Origin of the sequence: Halorussus salinisoli (assembly GCA_005239435.1) — an archaeon.
Lineage (GTDB): Archaea > Halobacteriota > Halobacteria > Halobacteriales > Haladaptataceae > Halorussus > Halorussus salinisoli.
Genome location: SZNP01000005.1, coordinates 360918 through 377372 on the forward strand (window position 1 = coordinate 360918; position 16455 = coordinate 377372).

General features: G+C 65.3%; 17 protein-coding genes. 13 read left to right on the plus strand and 4 right to left on the minus strand.

Annotation, left to right across the window (positions count from 1 at the left end; translation table 11 throughout):
• Positions 1-33 precede the first annotated feature (33 nt).
• The 4 genes from E2484_RS16435 to E2484_RS16450 all read left to right on the plus strand — a co-directional run bounded on the left by E2484_RS16435 (position 34) and on the right by E2484_RS16450 (position 3693).
• Entirely contained in the window at positions 34-1146 is a 1113-nt protein-coding gene (locus tag E2484_RS16435) for a FecCD family ABC transporter permease (protein ID WP_137286264.1), read from the plus strand.
• On the plus strand, positions 1143-1952 hold the full coding sequence (locus tag E2484_RS16440; protein WP_137286265.1) for an ABC transporter ATP-binding protein: 810 nt from the start codon (positions 1143-1145) through the stop codon (positions 1950-1952). Before E2484_RS16435 ends, E2484_RS16440 begins: the two co-directional genes overlap by 4 nt.
• 84 nt (positions 1953-2036) lie before the next feature.
• Positions 2037-3239, plus strand: coding sequence for an ABC transporter substrate-binding protein (locus E2484_RS16445; protein WP_137286266.1), 1203 nt, complete (start codon positions 2037-2039; stop codon positions 3237-3239).
• 76 nt (positions 3240-3315) lie between these two features.
• A complete protein-coding gene (locus E2484_RS16450) occupies positions 3316-3693 on the plus strand; it encodes a cupin domain-containing protein (RefSeq protein WP_137286267.1) in 378 nt (125 codons plus the stop codon).
• Positions 3694-3814: 121 nt separating this feature from the next.
• Here E2484_RS16450 and E2484_RS16455 read toward each other — a convergent pair whose 3' ends face one another.
• Positions 3815-5089: a M24 family metallopeptidase gene (locus tag E2484_RS16455; RefSeq protein WP_137286268.1), complete on the minus strand. Its 1275-nt coding sequence runs from the start codon at positions 5087-5089 to the stop codon at positions 3815-3817.
• 117 nt (positions 5090-5206) lie between these two features.
• Here E2484_RS16455 and sugE point away from each other — a divergent pair, with 117 nt between their 5' ends.
• Both sugE and E2484_RS16465 read left to right on the plus strand, forming a co-directional pair.
• A complete protein-coding gene (gene sugE, locus E2484_RS16460; RefSeq protein ID WP_137286269.1) occupies positions 5207-5530 on the plus strand; it encodes a quaternary ammonium compound efflux SMR transporter SugE in 324 nt (107 codons plus the stop codon).
• A gap of 95 nt (positions 5531-5625) precedes the next feature.
• Entirely contained in the window at positions 5626-6342 is a 717-nt protein-coding gene (locus E2484_RS16465; protein WP_137286270.1) for an EthD domain-containing protein, read from the plus strand.
• 69 nt (positions 6343-6411) lie between these two features.
• Here the strand turns inward: E2484_RS16465 and E2484_RS25725 are convergent, their stop codons facing one another.
• The gene (locus E2484_RS25725; RefSeq protein ID WP_321112683.1) at positions 6412-6540 is read right to left on the minus strand and encodes a hypothetical protein; all 129 of its coding nucleotides are present in this window, start codon (positions 6538-6540) and stop codon (positions 6412-6414) included.
• 7 nt (positions 6541-6547) lie between these two features.
• Complete coding sequence (locus tag E2484_RS16470) at positions 6548-7138, minus strand: hypothetical protein (RefSeq protein ID WP_137286271.1); 591 nt, start codon at positions 7136-7138, stop codon at positions 6548-6550.
• Between the two features lie 340 nt (positions 7139-7478).
• Between E2484_RS16470 and E2484_RS16475 the strand changes: the two genes are divergently transcribed.
• The 6 genes from E2484_RS16475 (at position 7479) to E2484_RS16500 (ending at position 14112) form a co-directional block, all read left to right on the plus strand.
• Positions 7479-8495 (plus strand): LLM class flavin-dependent oxidoreductase, encoded by a 1017-nt coding sequence (locus E2484_RS16475; RefSeq protein WP_137286272.1) that lies wholly within the window; start codon positions 7479-7481, stop codon positions 8493-8495.
• A gap of 212 nt (positions 8496-8707) precedes the next feature.
• A complete protein-coding gene (locus E2484_RS16480; protein ID WP_170977398.1) occupies positions 8708-9943 on the plus strand; it encodes an ABC transporter substrate-binding protein in 1236 nt (411 codons plus the stop codon).
• A 1-nt stretch (position 9944) separates the two neighbouring features.
• A complete protein-coding gene (locus E2484_RS16485) occupies positions 9945-11927 on the plus strand; it encodes an ABC transporter permease (RefSeq protein ID WP_137286273.1) in 1983 nt (660 codons plus the stop codon).
• Entirely contained in the window at positions 11927-12730 is an 804-nt protein-coding gene (locus E2484_RS16490) for an ABC transporter ATP-binding protein (protein ID WP_137286274.1), read from the plus strand. Before E2484_RS16485 ends, E2484_RS16490 begins: the two co-directional genes overlap by 1 nt.
• Entirely contained in the window at positions 12727-13494 is a 768-nt protein-coding gene (locus E2484_RS16495) for an ABC transporter ATP-binding protein (protein WP_321112685.1), read from the plus strand. The genes E2484_RS16490 and E2484_RS16495 overlap by 4 nt, the downstream gene beginning before the upstream one ends.
• 423 nt (positions 13495-13917) lie before the next feature.
• Positions 13918-14112, plus strand: coding sequence for a hypothetical protein (locus E2484_RS16500; protein WP_137286275.1), 195 nt, complete (start codon positions 13918-13920; stop codon positions 14110-14112).
• Positions 14113-14206: 94 nt separating this feature from the next.
• On the opposite strand, the gene E2484_RS16505 is transcribed toward E2484_RS16500, so the two are convergent.
• Positions 14207-14620: an EamA family transporter gene (locus E2484_RS16505; protein ID WP_137286276.1), complete on the minus strand. Its 414-nt coding sequence runs from the start codon at positions 14618-14620 to the stop codon at positions 14207-14209.
• Between the two features lie 293 nt (positions 14621-14913).
• Between E2484_RS16505 and E2484_RS16510 the strand changes: the two genes are divergently transcribed.
• Positions 14914-16368 carry a hypothetical protein gene (locus tag E2484_RS16510; protein ID WP_137286277.1) on the plus strand — a complete coding sequence of 485 codons (1455 nt, stop codon included), beginning with the start codon at positions 14914-14916 and terminating at the stop codon, positions 16366-16368.
• Positions 16369-16455 lie beyond the last annotated feature (87 nt).

Sequence of the window (16455 nt, forward strand, 5' to 3'; positions counted from 1 at the left end):
TTTGTATGGATTTAGGCAAACCTAAACTATAGAATGGCGAGCGACAATCGCACGAGGGGACGGACACCGGCCGAATCAGGCCGATTCGGGTGGATAGACGGGTCGCTCGCTACGGTCGTCCTCGGGAGCGTCGCCGTGGTCGTCGTGGCGGGACTGGTGCAGGTGAGTTTCGGGACGTACTCGATGACGCTGGTCGAGGCGTGGCACGCGGTGTCCGACCCGGCCGTCCTCTTCGACCCCCGGGTCTGGCAGGCGTACCTGCTCGGCGGCGAACTGCCCGAGATGAGCAAACAGAGTCTCATCGTCTGGAATATCCGACTTCCGCGGGTGATAGTGGCCGCGCTCGTCGGGACGAATCTGGCGGTGTCGGGAGCCATCTTTCAGGCCGTGACTCGAAACGAACTCGCCAGTCCGTACGTCCTCGGAGTGAGTTCCGGGGCCGGTCTCGCGGTCCTGCTCACGCTCGTCGTGTTCTCTGGGCTCGCGCCGTTCCTCCCGATTCTGGCCTCGCTCGGCGGCGCGACGGCCTTCCTGCTCGTCTACCTCATCGCGTGGAAGGGCGGGACGAGTCCGGTCCGACTTGTCCTCGCGGGCGTCATCGTCAGTACCGTCTTCTGGTCGCTCCAGCGAGGACTGTTCTATCTGGCCGACGACCTCGGGGTAGTCCAGTCGGCCATCGCGTGGACGACCGGGTCGCTCACGGGCGTCGACTGGGAGCAGGTAAGAATCGCGCTCCCGTGGACCGCGTTCTCGGTCGCCCTCGCGCTCGCGAGCGCGAGGCAGTTGAACGTCCTCCTGCTCGGCGAGCGCACCGCGAAGTCGCTCGGCATGTCGGTCGAGAAAGTCCGGTTCGCACTTGCGGGCGTGGCGGTCCTCGCGGCCAGCGCGGCCATCTCGGTCGCCGGCATCGTGAGTTTCGTCGGACTGGTCGTCCCCCACATGGTCAGGACCCTCGTCGGAAGCGACTACAAGCGCCTGATGGTGGGGTGCGTCTTCGCCGGTCCCGCGCTCGTGGTCGTCGCGGACGTGGGCGCACGGCTGGCGCTCGCTCCGACCCAGATTCCGGTCGGCGTCGTGACCGGGTTGGTCGGCGGGCCGTACTTCCTCTATCTGATGCGGAAACAACAGGACATGGGTGAAGTATGAGTCGGGAAATCGAAGTCGAGAGCGCGCTCCTCGCCGAGGACCTCGAAGTCGGCTACCCGACGACCGAGGAACCGGTGGTAGATTGCGCCCGTCTCGACGTGCCGGAAGGCGAAATCACCGCCCTCGTCGGACCGAACGGGAGCGGAAAGAGTACCCTCCTGAAGGCCCTCTCGAACCACCTCGAACCCGAACGCGGCGTCGTCGCGCTGAACGGTCGGAACGTCGAGGAGTACGACGGGAAGGAACTCGCGCGCGAACTCGGTCATCTCTCCCAGGAGAACGACTCGCCGGGGAGCATCACGGTCGAGGAACTGGTGTCCCACGGCCGATACCCGCACCGTGGGTTCTTCGACACCGTGACTCAGGAGGACCGAGAGGCAGTCGAGCGCGCCATCGACCTCGCTGGCGTGGCCGACCTCCGAGACAGGGAGGTCGGCGCACTGAGCGGCGGCCAGAAGCAGTTGGTGTGGATAGCGATGGTGCTGGCTCAGGAGACCGACGTGCTGTTGCTCGACGAACCGACGACCTTCCTCGACCTCCACCACCAACTTCGGGTACTGGAGACGGTCAGGCGCCTCAACGAGGAGGAGGGCGTCACCGTGGCGGTGGTCCTCCACGACCTCTCGCAGGCGGTCCGGTTCGCCGACTACCTCGTCGCCATGGACGACGGCGAGATCTACGATTGGGGTCCACCCGGTGAGGTCGTGACCGAGCAACTGCTCGCGGACGTGTTCGGCGTCGACGCCGCGGTCACGCGGTCGCCCGAGCTCCGAATCCGGCCGAAGCGGGCGCTCTCGGACGAGTAGTTCGCGAGCGAATCGACAGCAGCCCCAGGTTTTAGGCCATCCTAAATCGAAGCGCCTTTGTATTCTTAGGCTGGCCTAAAACACATGGCAGAACCTACTGACGGGACGCGGCGTCGCTTCATCAAGAGCAGTCTGGGCGTAGCGACCGGACTCGCGGTCGCTGGCTGTACCGGCGGTTCGAGCGAGGGAGACGCGGAGACGACCACCGAGGCGACTTCGACCGAAGCTACCACGACCGAGGACGACGGAACGACGACCGAGGAGGCGAACGAAAGCGGTTCGTACACCGTCTCGATGGTTCCCGTCGGCGACGTGACCTTCGAACAGGTTCCCGAAACGTGGGAGTCGTACTTCCCCGGCTACGCCGACATGGGCGTCGCGCTCGGACAGGCGGACGGCCTCTCGGCGGTCGGGTCGAAGTCGCGGTTCTACACCTCCTACTACGACGAACTGGACGGCGTATCGCTGGACAAGGAGAACGTCGTCGAACTCGTGGGAGACAGCGGCATCGACAAGGAGATCTACTACGAACTCGACAACGACGTTCACCTCACCGACCCGGAGTGGCTGGTCAGCAACTCCTTCTTCGGTCTCGAACGCGAGGACGTAGAACAGATAACCCAGCAGGTCGGGCCGTTCGTCGGCAACACCATCTTCCGTCGAACCGACGATTGGCACGACTACCGTTACTACACGATGTACGAGGCCTTCGAGAAGGTCGCTGAGGTGTTCCGGAAAGAAGACCAGTACGAGGCCTTCAAATCGTTCCACGACTCGTATCTCGACGACGTACGGGAGAAACTCCCGGCGGAGAAAGACCGGCCGAACGGCCTGCTCTGTTTCGCCGCGAGCGACGAACCCGAGAAGTTCTCGCCGTACCGAATCAACGGGAAGGGCTCGAACAAGAAACAGTTCCACGACCTCGGCGTCTCGGACGCCCTCGAAGGCACCGACGTGAAGGGTCTGAGCGAGTCCAACCGCGGGAAGATAGACTACGAGACCCTGCTCGAAGTCGACCCAGACGCGCTGTTCGTCCGGGGTCACGAGACCAAGACCCGCGAGGAGTTCCGGAACACCGTGGTGGCGTTCATGGAGGACCACAACGTCGCCAGCCAACTCACCGCCGTGGAGAACGACGACGTGTACCGCGGCGGCCCCATCTATCAGGGTCCCGTCCAGAACCTCTTCCTGACCGAGCGATTCGCCACGCTCCTCTACCCCGACACGTTCTCCGGCAAACTGTTCGACCGCAGTGAAGTCTCGAACATCGTCGCCGGGGAGTTCTGAGCGACTGCCCGGTCCCCACGGCGCTGGCCTCCGTTACGCCCCCGTTCTTTTCCCGCTCCGCGTCGAACTCCCGACCATGTACGAAACGACCAGTCTCTCGGACCTCGATACCCGGGACGTGGACGACATCGAACCCGGCCTGAAGGCGGTGGGGTATCAGCTTCGACCGTCGGAGATGCGCCCGAGCGTCTGGGAGTTCGAGGCGGGCGAGACGAACGACTGGCATCGCCAGGAAGAGCAGGAGGAGCTATACTACGTGCTGGCGGGCGAGTTTCTCGTGACCGTCGAAGGGGAGGACGAGGAGCGAGAGACCTTCGAACTCGAGAGCGACGAGGTGGTCGTGATACCGCCCGAGACGTGGCGGCAGTTCGAAGCGCTGGAGGACGGCCGACTGTTGGTCGTCGGCGCACCGAACGTGAAAGACGACGCGATTACGGAAGTCGACCAGTCGTAGCACGGGACGGTTCGGTCACCTCCAGTCGAAACAGTCGAACCATCGGAAGCCGCTGAAACACGGGAACCAGCCGAAAGGCGAGAAGCAGTCGAACCAGCCGAAGCGTCAGACGGTCGTCCGCTCAGTGGTCGATGGTCGTTATCTCCTCGACGGGCCACTGGCTCAGAATCTCGACGCCGTTCTCGCGGACGACCACCATCTCCTCGACCCGGACGCCCTGCCGGTCGGCGGGTTGCATCGTCTCGACGGCCATCGTCATCCCCTCCTCGATTTCGATGGGGTGGTCGGGCGAGAGGCCGCGCCAGATGAGCGGGACCTCGTAGAGTTGGAGGCCGAGGCCGTGTGCCCAGTGGTTAGTGGTCATCTCCCAGTAGTCGTCGGCGTCGTACCAGTCCATGTGCTCGCCCTCCTTGTCGGGGAAGCCCTTGCAAATTTCGTCGGTCGTGGCTCCCGGTTCGATGCGGGAGAGTACGTCGTAGAGGTCGTCACGGGCCTTCTCGTAGGCCTCCTTCTGGGCCTGCGTGGGTTCACCCACGCTGAAGGTCCGGTAGTAACACGAGCGATAGCCCATGAAGCCGATGTTGTAGAAGTCGGCGTAGACGAGGTCGCCCGGCCGAATCACGCGGTCGGTCGTGTTGGCCTGATGCTTGGGCCACGTGTTCGGTCCCGAGGTGACGTACCCGCCCTGCACCATCGCGCCGAGACGCCAGAGTTCCTTGGTGGCCTCCCCCCAGACCTCCGACTCGCGCATGCCGGGCTTGGCCGTCTCCGTGATTCGCTGGAATCCGGCCTCGCAGAGCGCGGCGACCATCCGCAGACACTCGATTTCGTCGCGGGTCTTGACCTTCCGGGCGTCCTCCATCACCTGCGCGCACTCGCCGGGCCGGACGTCCACTCCGCGGTCCTCGAACTCGGAGACGAGGGCCTGATTCCCCACGTCGATGCCCATCGGCTCTTTCTTCACGCCGTACTCGTCCATCGCCTCGACCACGAGGTCGGCCATCTTGCCCTTGAGCCAACTGCGGGCGGAGTCGCGCCCGGACGCACGCGGGACGTTACCGAGACCCGGCGCGGCGTACCGGATGTCGTCGAGCCACGGGCAGTTGAATCGCTGGTTGCTCGCGTGGTCGGCGGTGTCCCAGTGGACCACGTCGCCGTCCTCGGTCAGGAGAGTGTAGTGGTCGGCCCCGCTTCCCCCGGTCATGGCGAGTCCGGTGACGTACCGGACGTTGGGGTCGTCGATGAGGAGCATACTGCCGAGTTCTTCCTCCTGCATACGTTCCAGGGCGCGCTCCTTGCGCTGTTCGCGCATCCGCTGGAAGTCGATTCGCTCCTCCCAATCGACGCCCATCGTGCCGCGGGTGCCTTCCATGAAATCGCGCTGATAGAAGCCCATAGGCGCGAGTACTCCGAGGGCGGTAATGAAAGTAGGTGAAAGAGCGCGACGTCAGCGTCCCGAGCGACCGTCCCGGAACGGAAGATATAGCCCCGTGAGTAGGCTACCGGCGAACGAATGTCGTGGTACGTCCTCCTCGTCGCGGGTTTGTTCGAAGTCGCGTGGGCCATCGGATTAGAGTACTCCGACGGTCTCTCGAAGCCGGTTCCGACCGCCGCCACCGTCCTCGCGCTCGTCGTCAGCATGGTCCTACTGGCCAAAGCGGTCGAAGACCTGCCCGTGGGGACCGCCTACGCCGTCTGGACCGGCATCGGGGCGGTCGGAACCGCGACGTTGGGCATCTTTCTGTTCGACGAACCCGCAGACCTCACGCGAATCGCGTTCATCTGCGTCATCGTCGTCGGCATCGTCGGCTTGCATCTCGCCTCGGGCGGGCACTGAGTCGCGCGACCGCTTCGGCACCGTTGCGAGTCCGGAGGGCGACCTCCGCGACGCGTCTGGATGGTTTTATGAGCGTCCCTCGTGTTCGGCTAAATATGTACAAGCACGTGGCCCTTCTGGTTCGTCAGGACGACATGACCCACGAGGAGTTCGTGGACTACTGGCAGAACGAACACACCCCCATCGCCCGCGAAATCGAGGGTGTCACTCGGTACCAGACCGTCCTCCCCACGGACCCCGAGAACGCCGAGTTCGACGGACTCGCCGAACTCTACTTCGAGGATTTGGACGACCTCCACGACGCGCTGGGGAGCGAAGGGTCCCGTGACTACGACCCCGACAAGGGCAAGGCCAAGGAGGCCCGCGAGGACGTGGACAACTTCCTCGCAATCGACGAGCGCCCGCGGTTCATCGGCGAGGAGATCATCCAGAAGGACGAGGTGGACGGCGACACCGACGGACTCTACAAGCACTCGGCGTTCCTCGTCCGGCAGGACGACATGACCCACGAGGAGTTCGTAGATTACTGGCAGAACAACCATACGCCCATCGCCCGCGAAATCGACGGCGTGGTCCGGTACGCCACGGTCCTCCCCACGGACCCCGAGAACGCCGAGTTCGACGGTATCGCCGAGCTCTACTTCGAGGACCTGGACAAACTCTACGACGCCTTGGGAAGCGAAGGGTCCCGCGACTACGACCCCGACAAGGGGAAAGCCAAGGAGGCCCGCGAAGACGTGAACAACTTCCTCGCAATCGACGAGCGCCCGCGGTTCATCGGACAGGAGACGGTGCAGAAAGACGAGACGTAGCGAGTTAAAGAATCAAAATAGATTAGTAGAGAAATAATTTTGTTGGTTTGAGACAGAATTCGTCACTTTTCACCAGCCACGGCGTTCCTCTAGCCACTCCCCGACGCGGAGTTTGAGGTCCGCGAGACGTTTCGAACCGCCCGTGTAGATGTACTCCGCCCTGACGATGCCCTGCTCGTCGTCATCTGTTGTAGCCATAGTTATTTCAGAATTGCGTCGGGACGAGTGATAAAGATTGGTACGGCGCGTGAATCCGAATCGGCCGAGCGACGACGTGGAACGTGACGGCCAGAACGAACAGAACGACCGCGCAGGCCAGTAGGAAGCGGGATACATCGAGGAAGAATGCGTTCGACCAGAGGATGCGTCGATTTCTTCGAAGGCCGCGTTCGTACTGGCCGATGATTTCGACGTGCGCGGTTTCGGCATTCGTCTCCTGCTCGTAGTCGATCGGGATTTTGTCTGGACTGGACCCGATGAAGAGCCTCGAAGTCCCGTACACGAACAGCGATGTGACGAGCGACACGACGAGCGAGACCGTCCCGAACGCACCGAGGAGACCGAGGCCAGTCGAGGGGAGCAGCTTCGCACCGCCGACGAGTACTCCGAACAGGACGAACGTTATCCGAACCGTCCGAACCGCTTCGCCATCGAGTTTGTTGATTTGCGTGAGTTGTTGGGTAGCCGTCTTGCGCGCCTCTGTCAACAGGACTTGCTGACCGCTACCGATTTCGACCCCGTTCCGATTCGACCGACGCTCGTCGCTCGCCGACGCTGGTGAATTCGATTCTGCCATGTCCTGCGACCGATTCGTCTCCTCATCGGTCAAAAAGGCTCGCACGAGGGTTTATCGTCGAAAAATCGGCCCGGCACGCTACCCGAGGAAGTACAACAGCAGGAAGGACACCACTAGCATCCCGACCAACACCCGTGCGGATCTCAGGATTTCGAAAATCGTCTCTTCGGGCCGTCGAGGCCACCGTCGGGTTCTCCGAGACCTCGGGTCTACTCGCGCCACCGCTACCGCCGGGGCCTCCAACCGTGTTTCGAAGTCCTCGCTCGTCCGTCATAATTTTCGTGGTGGCCGAATGTATCCCTTATAAAACATTAAGGCGGCAGGGGCCGACCGTGAGAGTATGGAAATCGGGACGGGACTGTTCACCTGCCAGCGGCGGCCCGACGACGACCGGACGACGAGCGAGATCTACGACGAGATGCTGACGCTCGGGCGGGCCATCGACGATTCGGGCCTCGCCAGCGCGTGGGTCTCCGAGCATCACTTCGCCGAGGACGGCTACCTCTCGGCGACGATGCCCACCCTCGGGGCGTTGGCGGCCGAGACCGAGAACGTCGAACTCGGCACCTGCATAGCCTTGGCACCGCTCTACGACGGGGTTCGCCTCGCCGAGGACGCCGCGACCGTGGACCTGCTCGCGGACGGTCGCCTCACCCTCGGTCTCGCCATCGGGTCGAACCCCACCGAGTTCGAGGAGTTCGGCGTACCGCGCGAGGAGCGCGTCGTGCGATTGGAGGACACCACCGACCTGCTCCGGGCGGCGTGGTCCGAGGGGCCCCTCGACTACGACGCCGAGTTCCACGACGTCTCGCCCGACGTGAGCGTCACCCCTAAGCCGGACGGCGAGATTCCCGTCATGTACGGCGGGTCGGCCAAGCCAGCGGTTCGTCGGGCGGCCCGCGTCGCGGACGCGTGGTGCGCGCCCTCCGCGCTCTCGGTGGGGGGCGTCCGCAAGCGCGTGGAGGACATCCGGAACGTCCGCGAGGAGGAAGGACTGAGCGCAGACGACGGCGACGACTTCCAGATTTACGTCCTCCAGCACGGCTTCGTCGGCGACTCGAAGGAGGAGGCGTGGGAACAGATGAAGGACGGCTACTTCTACATCCAGCGGCGCTACGCGGAGATCTTCTCTGGCGAGTCGGTCGAGGAACTCGACGACGAGCGCAAGCAGGAACTCGAAGAGCAGGCCATCTTCGGCACGCCAGACCAGGTAATCGACCAGTTAGAGGAGTACCGCGAGGCGCTCGGTGACGACGTTCACTTCGTCTTCCGGACCTACCACCCCGGAATCGGCACCGACCGGATGGTCGAGTGCGTCGAACGACTCGGCGACGAAGTGGTCCCGCACTTCGAGTGACGCGCTGTCAAACTTCGACCGACGTCGCGGTCGAGCGTCGAGAACCGGCGTAATCGAGTGGTCGCGGTCACGCCGTAGCGCGCCAGCGATTCGTTTCAGTTACTTTCGAAATCGGACGATTGCCAATCTCACGCAAAGATATTTATCATTATGGATACCGCATACGGGCATGGGGTCACGCAAACAACCCTCAAAGGAGCGAGGATTCGGAACTGCGGACCGGCGGACTCTCTTCGCGGCGGAACGTTCTCAGACTCGCTGGCGTCGTCGGGACGGGTGCGCTAGCGGGGTGCGTCGGCGGCGCAGGACTCGGCGGGGGTCAGGGCATCGACACCGTCACGTACGGGATGCTCAACCCGATGACCGGTCCCTACGGCGGACTCGCCGAGGGCCAGCGACAGGGAGCGAAACTCGCAGTCCAACACGTAAACGAGAGCGACGAGTTCGGCTTCGAGATGGACGCCGTCTACGAGGACACCGAGGCCGACGCCTCGACCGGCCGACAGCGCGCACAGAAGGTCGTCCAGCAGGACGGCGCGCAGTACATCATGGGCGCGATTTCGAGTTCGACCGCGCTGGCGCTCAACTCGTTCGCCGAGAGCGAGGAGATCATCTACAATCCAGGGGCGGCCGCGATGAACATCACGGGCGCGGAGTGCAACGAGTGGGTGTTCCGAGCCGAGACCCACACCGCCCAAATCGCAGAAGCGGTCGCTCCGTGGACCGCGAACAACGTCGGAACCAAAGTCTGGTTCCACATCGCCGACTACGCCTACGGGAACTCGGTCCGCCGCGAGTGGAGTTCCCGAATGGCGGAGGCCAGCGACGACTTCGAGGAGGTCGGCGTCTCCCGGTCGCAACTCGGGTCGAGTAACTTCGGGTCGTACATCAGTCAGATAAGCAACTCCGACGCCGACGTGGTGGTGGTCGGAATGACCGGCGGCGACCTCATCAACTTCACCGCGCAGGCCGCCGACCAGGGATTGAAAGACGACGTGGAAATCGTGAGTCCGACCATGACGTTCCAGGTCGTCAGGAACGCGCTCGGCCCGGCGGCCTACGGAACCTACGGCGGGGTCCGGTACAACGCCCAAGTCGACACCGGTGACAATCATGACTTCGTGAGTGCCTACCAGCAAGCCTACGACTCGACGCCGGACAGTTTCGCCCGGGTCGCCTACGACTCCATCCGGATGACCGCCCACGGCATCTCGGAGGCGGGGACCAACGACCCCGAGGAGGTCAAAGACGTTCTGGCGGGCCTCGAAGTGCCGAGCCTGTTCGGCCCGAACCAGTTCCGGGAGTGCGACCACCAGGCTACGAACCCGGTCTGGGCCGGGGAGAACGTCGAACCCGACTCCGGGGAGGCCGCCACGGTGGAACTGCGGGAGATGATCGAAGGTCAGGACGCCATCCCGTCCTGCGACGAGACCAACTGCGACCTCTGACATGGTCAGGTTCGCGGGGTTCGCCGAGCAACTGCTGAACGGACTGACCATCGGGATGGTCTACGTCCTGATAGCGGCGGGACTGTCGGTCATCTTCGGCGTGATGGACGTGATAAACTTCGCGCACGGCGAACTGTTCGCACTCGGCGCGTACATGGCGTTCGCCATCACCGCACCGCTCGGCGGCGCGGGGTTCTGGGTGGCTCTCGTGGTGGCACCCCTGCTCGTCGGCGTGGTCGGTGCGGCCATCGAGCGACTCACGCTCAGACCCATCTACGACCGGAATCCGCTGTATCACATCCTGCTGACCTTCGGACTGGTGTTGATACTCAACGACGTGATCACCCTGCTCTGGGGTAGACAGGACAAGCCGCTCAGCGCGCCACCCCTCCTCGACGGGCCGGTCACGGTGCTGGGCGTCACACACTCGCTGTACGGCTACTTCATCGTCGCGTTCGGAGCGGTCCTGTCGCTCGCGACGTGGTGGGCGCTGAACAACACCCGGTTCGGTCTCGTCGTGCGCGCCGGGTCCCAGGACCGCGAGATGGTCCGGAACCTCGGCATCGACATCGACCGATACTACACCCTCGTCTTCGGCGTCGGGGCCGCCCTCGCAGCAGTCGCGGGCGTCGTCCTCGGGGCCTACCAGAACGTCAGCACGACCATGGGAAGCGAGATCATCATCCCGGCGTTCGTGGTCGTGGTCATCGGCGGCCTCGGAAGTTTCCGCGGCGCGGTCGTCGGGGGACTGGGCATCGGCGTCATCCAGACGCTGGCCCGGACGTACGTCCAGAGTCTGGAGGGACTCATCGTGTACGGACTGATGATAGGGGTCCTGCTCGTCAAGCCCGAAGGGCTGTTCGGCAGTCCGGAGTGGCAGACGACCGCCGAGTCCGAGGAGGAACTGCTCGCGGGGACTCGCGGCGGACTACTGACCGACCGCCAGCGGTTCGGTATCGGTGCAGTAGTCGTCGGCCTGCTCGCGCTCGTCCCCCTCGGTGTAGAGGTGTTCTACTCCGAGTACGCCCTGACGATACTCTCGGAGGTGCTCATCTGGGCGCTGTTCGCGCTCAGCCTCGACTTCGTGATGGGTTACGCCGGACTGGTGTCGCTGGGTCACGCGCTGTTCTACGGTTCGGGCGCGTACGCCGCGATGCTGGCCCTCCTGCATCTCACGCCCTCGGCGTTCGTGGCACTCGCCGTCGCGGTGGTCGTCTGCGGCGTCGTCGCGTGGGCCATCGGCTACCTCTCGATACGCGTGTCGGGAGTCTACTTCGCCATGATAACGCTGGCGTTCGCCCAGTTGTTCTACAACGCGGTGTTCAAGTTCGACTGGACCGGCGGGAGCGACGGCCTGTTCGGCGCGGACGTGCTGTACGGAGTCGGGAGCGTCGCGTTCGAACTCGACGAAATCGCGGAGTCGATTCCGCTGGTGAGCGAAGACGCCCTGTTCTACTACTTCCTGCTCGGAGTGGTCGTCGGGTCGTACCTACTGGCCCGTCGCATCATGCAGGCCCCCTTCGGGAGCGTCCTCCAGTCGATACGCGAGAGCGAGCGCCGGACCGAGTTCGTCGGCTACGACGTGACCGCCTACAAGCGCCGGGCGTTCGTGGTCAGCGGGTCGCTCGCCGGCCTCGCAGGCGGCCTGTTCGCCATCCACAACGCCTACGTCGCGCCCTCGCTACTCCACTGGATAAACTCGGGCGAGGTCATCGTGATGACGGTCCTCGGCGGGATGGGAACCCTCTACGGCCCGATGGTCGGTGCGGGCGTCTACATCGGGTTCGAGGACGTGCTGTCGTCGTACACCGACCAGTGGCAGATGGTGCTGGGCACCATCTTCGTCGTGTTCGTCATCCTGCTCCCGCGAGGACTGGTTTCGCTCCCGGACAGACTGCAATCGGCGCGCGGACCGAAGGCGGGTGCCGGGGGCGACCGCGGCGAAGAGACCGAACCCCTCGCCGAGCAGGAGGTGAACGAGTGATGGCGACCGCACACGCCGACGACTTCGACGCCGCGACCGAGGCGCTCCTCCGGACCGAGGACCTGACCAAGCAGTTCGGCGACTTCGTGGCCGTGGACGGCGTGAACCTCGAAGTCCGCGAGGGCGAGTTCCGGAGCGTCATCGGGCCGAACGGCGCGGGCAAGACCACGCTGTTCAACTGCATCACGGGCGCGCTCCGGCCCACCTCGGGGGCGGTCCGCTTCCGCGGCGAGGACGTGACTCGGATGGCTCCCCACGAGCGCGTCCGGCGCGGGATGGGCCGGTCGTTCCAGATAAGCACCGTCTTCGGCGGCCTGTCGGTCCGGGAGAACGTCAGACTCTCGGCCCAGTCGGTCGCCGAGGGCGAGGGGAGGCTTCCGATTCAGCGGAAACTGTTCACTCCGACCGGGCGATTCGAGGAGGTCGAGTCCCGGACCGACGAGGTGCTGGCCCAAATCGGTCTCGCCGACCGGGCCGACGAGTACGCCCGCAACCTGGCTCACGGCGACCGGCGGCGACTCGAACTCGGACTCGTGCTGGCGACCGACCCCGACCTCGTGTTGCTCGACGAACCCACTGCGGGGATGGGGAGCGAGGAGACCCACCGGACCATAGCCCTCATCGAGGAGGTGCTGGCCGACCGAACCATGCTACTCATCGAACACGACATCGACCTCGTGATGAACGTCTCGGACCGCGTGACGGTCCTGAATCGCGGCCAAATACTGGCGACCGGCACGCCCGAGGCGGTGGCCGACGACGACGAGGTGCAGCAGGCCTACCTCGGAGGTGTCCGGGAGTGAGCCGCGAGAGTTCGACGCAGTCGAATCGCCTCGATTCGGGGGCCTGCGGGGACCCACTGCTCGACGTGTCGGGTCTCGTGGCGGGGTACGGCGCGACCGAGGTCCTGCACGGGGTCTCGCTCTGCGTCGAGGAAGGCGAGGTGGTCTCGCTGGTCGGGCGCAACGGCGCGGGCAAGACGACGACGCTGCGCTCTATCGTTGGCAACGTCGTCCCCTCGGCGGGGAGCGTCACCTTCGACGGCGAGGACGTGACCGGCCTGTCGGCCGAGAAGACCGTCCAGCGAAACGTGGCGTTCGTGCCGGAGGAGCGCCGCATCTTCCCCGGCCTGACGGTCGCGGAGAACCTCCGAGTGGGACAGTTGGGCGGCGGCGAGACCGCAGACCCACGGGACCCCGAGGAGGTGCTGGCGGAGTTCGAGAACATGCGCGACCACCCCGACCGCAAGGGCGCGGCGCTCTCGGGCGGCGAACAGCAGATGCTCGCCATCGCGCGGGCGCTGGTGGCGGGGGCCGACCTGCTCCTGCTCGACGAACCCACCGAGGGACTCGCGCCCTTCGTCGTCCGGCAGGTCGAGGACCTCGTGACGAGTCTGAATGCCGAGGGCATCTCGGTCCTGCTGGTCGAGCAGAACGTGCAGGTCGCGCTCGAACTCGCGGACCGCCACTACGTGCTGGACCGCGGGGAAATCGTCTATCACGGCACGAGCGATCAGTTGCGCGAGAACAGCGAGGTGATGGACCGCCATCTCGGCGTGACGATGTGAACTGCCGAGGCTGGTGACTCGTTCCCCTCGTTTCGACCGTCGGGGCCATTCTCCGCCGAAATATCTGAACCAATCCGTCCCGGCGTGCGCTGGCGCGACCCGAAGTGGTCGCGCCAACCGCGCGAGGGACGGGTAGCGCAGCGGAGCGAGCAACGCAGGGGGCTGGGGAGGTGTGAGGCCGCCGCGGTGCGGCGCGGCGCTATGCGGTAGACTCCGTGGCTCGAGAAGTAGCTAGCTTCCACTCGACCGTTTCCAGAGCGCAGAGACGTTAGACACCGTGACGGGGCTCGAGAAGTAGCTGGCTCGTTCTCGACCCTCACGATCGCGGTGCAGTCGCGGTCACGATTAGTTCGATCAGTAACACAGCTAGACGAGGACACTATCCCACCCACACTTAACACCCCGCAAGCCGTCACGTTTCGCATGGCTTCGACGTGGCGACAGTTGCTCCCGCAGTTTTTCGCGATGCTACTCCTGTACTTCGTCGCTGTCATCGCGTTGGAAGCGGTCGGCGTGGGAGGGTTCCTGCCACGAATCGTCGTCGCGCTGTTGGTGGCGTTCGGCTACCCCGCGGTTCTGCGACGACTCGGGCGCGCGCCGCCCGCGTGGGAACGGTGACCCGTCCGGAGTTGGTCGCCGAGGGTTCGAGCGGGGCCCAAGAGGACGACCGCTGACGACGGTCGGTCGGGAGCGCGAGCGAAAGCGTGAGTAGTCAGGTCGAGAGCAGTACGACCGCGCCGACCGCGAGCGCGATACCGGCCACGTCCCGCGCCGAGACCGACTCGCCGAGAAAGACGACGCCGAGAACGGCGGCGACAACGAAGTAGAGCGCGGTCACGGTGGTCGCGACGGCGGTGGCTCCCTTCCGGAGCGCGACGTAGTAGCTTATCGCGCCGACGCCGGAGAAGAGACCGCCAGCCACCGCGTAGCCGACGCCGACCGTGGACAGGTCGGGGTTGTGGCCCTGCCCGAGGACGTACGCGACGGCCACGCCGATACCTGCGACGTAGGAGACGACCATCGCCACTGCGGGAGCGAGCGACCGCGTGGCGAACTCGGCGAACACGGCCCAGATTCCCCACGCCACCATCGCGACGAGCGCGAATTCGAGCGCCGTTCGAGTCATGCTCGTTCGGTCACGCGGCGGTGACGTATAGCCTCCGGGTTCGAGACGAGTATCGAGTTCGAGTGGTTTTAGATGTGGTAAGTGAATGTTTTTGCATTGTAGAGACAACTATACATTGTTCACGTCTCGACCGCACCGCGAACGGATGGACAGTCGAAGAAGCTAGCTCCGCCTCGGCCGTTCGGACACAGTCGGACCACAGGTCCGTCGAATCACCGTGACCCGCCAACAGGTGAGACCTACGCGGAGACAGACGGCCCATAACAAAGCGAATCCCGTCCTCAGAGACGCGCATGCGGAAACTAGCAGTGACACTGGCCGTGCTGGTAGTCGGCGCGAGCGTCGTGGCGGTCTTCCCCGCGGCCGCGACCGGCGACCTCGGTCCCCCGGACGCGACGGTCGAGAAGCGGGATTCACCGCCCGACCTCCCCGAGGAGTGGCGACGAACCTACGGCGGGAGCGGTGACGACATGTTCGCCGACGTAGTGCGAACCGACGACGGCGGCTACCTGCTGGTCGGCTGGACCGGCGGGGACGACCGCGACGGGTGGGTCCTCAAGATCGACGGCGAGGGCGAGGCGCAGTGGAACCGGACCCTCGGCGGCCCGGGCACCGACCGACTCTGGGGCGTCGTCCGGACCGACTCGGGCTATTTGCTCGCGGGTCGGACCAGCGACGGCGGAGCGAAGGGCTGGCTGGTCGAGATGAGCGCCGACGGCGACGTACGCGAGGAGCGCACCCTCGGCTCCGGGGCCTTCTACGCGGTCGAACGCCGCGAGGCGGGTAGCGACGCCGACTCGGCCACCGACTACCTGCTCGCCGGGTGGACTCGCGGCGACGGCGGCGGAGCGGACGGCTGGACCGCGAAGCTCTCCGAGGACCTCTCGACGGCGTGGCAGAAGAGCTTCTCCGTCCCTGAGGGGTACTCCGACGGCTACCTCCGAGCGGTCGTGGCCACCGACTCGGGCTACTACCTCGCCGGGAAAGTCGAAGGCGACAGCGACGACGCGTGGGCGCTCCGACTCGCCGCCGACGGCACCCGCGAGTGGCAGACCACGGCCGGCGGCCCGGCCAGAGACGACGTGTGGGCCGCCGCTCCCGCCGCACCCATCACGCCTGCCTCGTCGACCGGAGCGAGCCACGGCAACGCCACGGACGCCAGCGCCGGGTTCGTCCTCGCCGGAGAGACCGAGAGCGACAGCACCGGTCCGCGAGACGGGTGGCTGGTGAAGTTCGGACCAGAGGGCACCGTCGAGTGGGAGCGAAGACCCGGCGGCGAGGGCACGCAGTGGCTCGACTCGGCGATGCGAACCGAAGAGGGGTTCCTCTTCACCGGCGGGTCCGACGCCGGGCCGAACGGCGGCGTAGACGGCTACGTGCTGGCGACCGACGCCGCGGGCGAGACCCGATGGCAGAAGTACTACGGAACGGACGGATGGGACAAGCCGTGGCCCGCCGTCCGCGCACACGGACCGGGGTACCTGCTCGCCGGTCAGACCTCCGGCGACGGCGCCGAAGGCAAGGACGGCTGGGTCGTCCGAATCGGCGCGGAGTCGGCCGGTGGCGGAACCGCGGCGACGAGCGACGGAAGCGCCGGGAACCCGGACGAAACCACCGACGAAGCGATACGGGGTGACACCGCCACGAAGACCGCTACCTCCGAGCGACCGGTCTCCGGGTTCGGCGTCTGGGCGGCGCTCGCCGCGCTCGTCGCGCTTGCTGGGGTCCTGCTCGCCGCCCGGCGGTGAGAGACGACTCCACTCCCCGCTGGCGATAAGCCGAACCTATCGGCCGGACAGGCCGAGGCAACGCGAGGTTACGCATCGCTTGCGCTC

Coding starts and splice junctions, on each gene's coding strand:
- E2484_RS16435 (WP_137286264.1), top strand. CDS start 34: ATGGCGAGCGACAATCGCACGAGGGGACGGACACCGGCCGAATCAGGC.
- E2484_RS16440 (WP_137286265.1), top strand. CDS start 1,143: ATGAGTCGGGAAATCGAAGTCGAGAGCGCGCTCCTCGCCGAGGACCTC.
- E2484_RS16445 (WP_137286266.1), top strand. CDS start 2,037: ATGGCAGAACCTACTGACGGGACGCGGCGTCGCTTCATCAAGAGCAGT.
- E2484_RS16450 (WP_137286267.1), top strand. CDS start 3,316: ATGTACGAAACGACCAGTCTCTCGGACCTCGATACCCGGGACGTGGAC.
- E2484_RS16455 (WP_137286268.1), bottom strand. CDS start 5,089: ATGGGCTTCTATCAGCGCGATTTCATGGAAGGCACCCGCGGCACGATG.
- sugE (WP_137286269.1), top strand. CDS start 5,207: ATGTCGTGGTACGTCCTCCTCGTCGCGGGTTTGTTCGAAGTCGCGTGG.
- E2484_RS16465 (WP_137286270.1), top strand. CDS start 5,626: ATGTACAAGCACGTGGCCCTTCTGGTTCGTCAGGACGACATGACCCAC.
- E2484_RS25725 (WP_321112683.1), bottom strand. CDS start 6,540: ATGGCTACAACAGATGACGACGAGCAGGGCATCGTCAGGGCGGAGTAC.
- E2484_RS16470 (WP_137286271.1), bottom strand. CDS start 7,138: ATGGCAGAATCGAATTCACCAGCGTCGGCGAGCGACGAGCGTCGGTCG.
- E2484_RS16475 (WP_137286272.1), top strand. CDS start 7,479: ATGGAAATCGGGACGGGACTGTTCACCTGCCAGCGGCGGCCCGACGAC.
- E2484_RS16485 (WP_137286273.1), top strand. CDS start 9,945: ATGGTCAGGTTCGCGGGGTTCGCCGAGCAACTGCTGAACGGACTGACC.
- E2484_RS16490 (WP_137286274.1), top strand. CDS start 11,927: ATGGCGACCGCACACGCCGACGACTTCGACGCCGCGACCGAGGCGCTC.
- E2484_RS16500 (WP_137286275.1), top strand. CDS start 13,918: ATGGCTTCGACGTGGCGACAGTTGCTCCCGCAGTTTTTCGCGATGCTA.
- E2484_RS16505 (WP_137286276.1), bottom strand. CDS start 14,620: ATGACTCGAACGGCGCTCGAATTCGCGCTCGTCGCGATGGTGGCGTGG.
- E2484_RS16510 (WP_137286277.1), top strand. CDS start 14,914: ATGCGGAAACTAGCAGTGACACTGGCCGTGCTGGTAGTCGGCGCGAGC.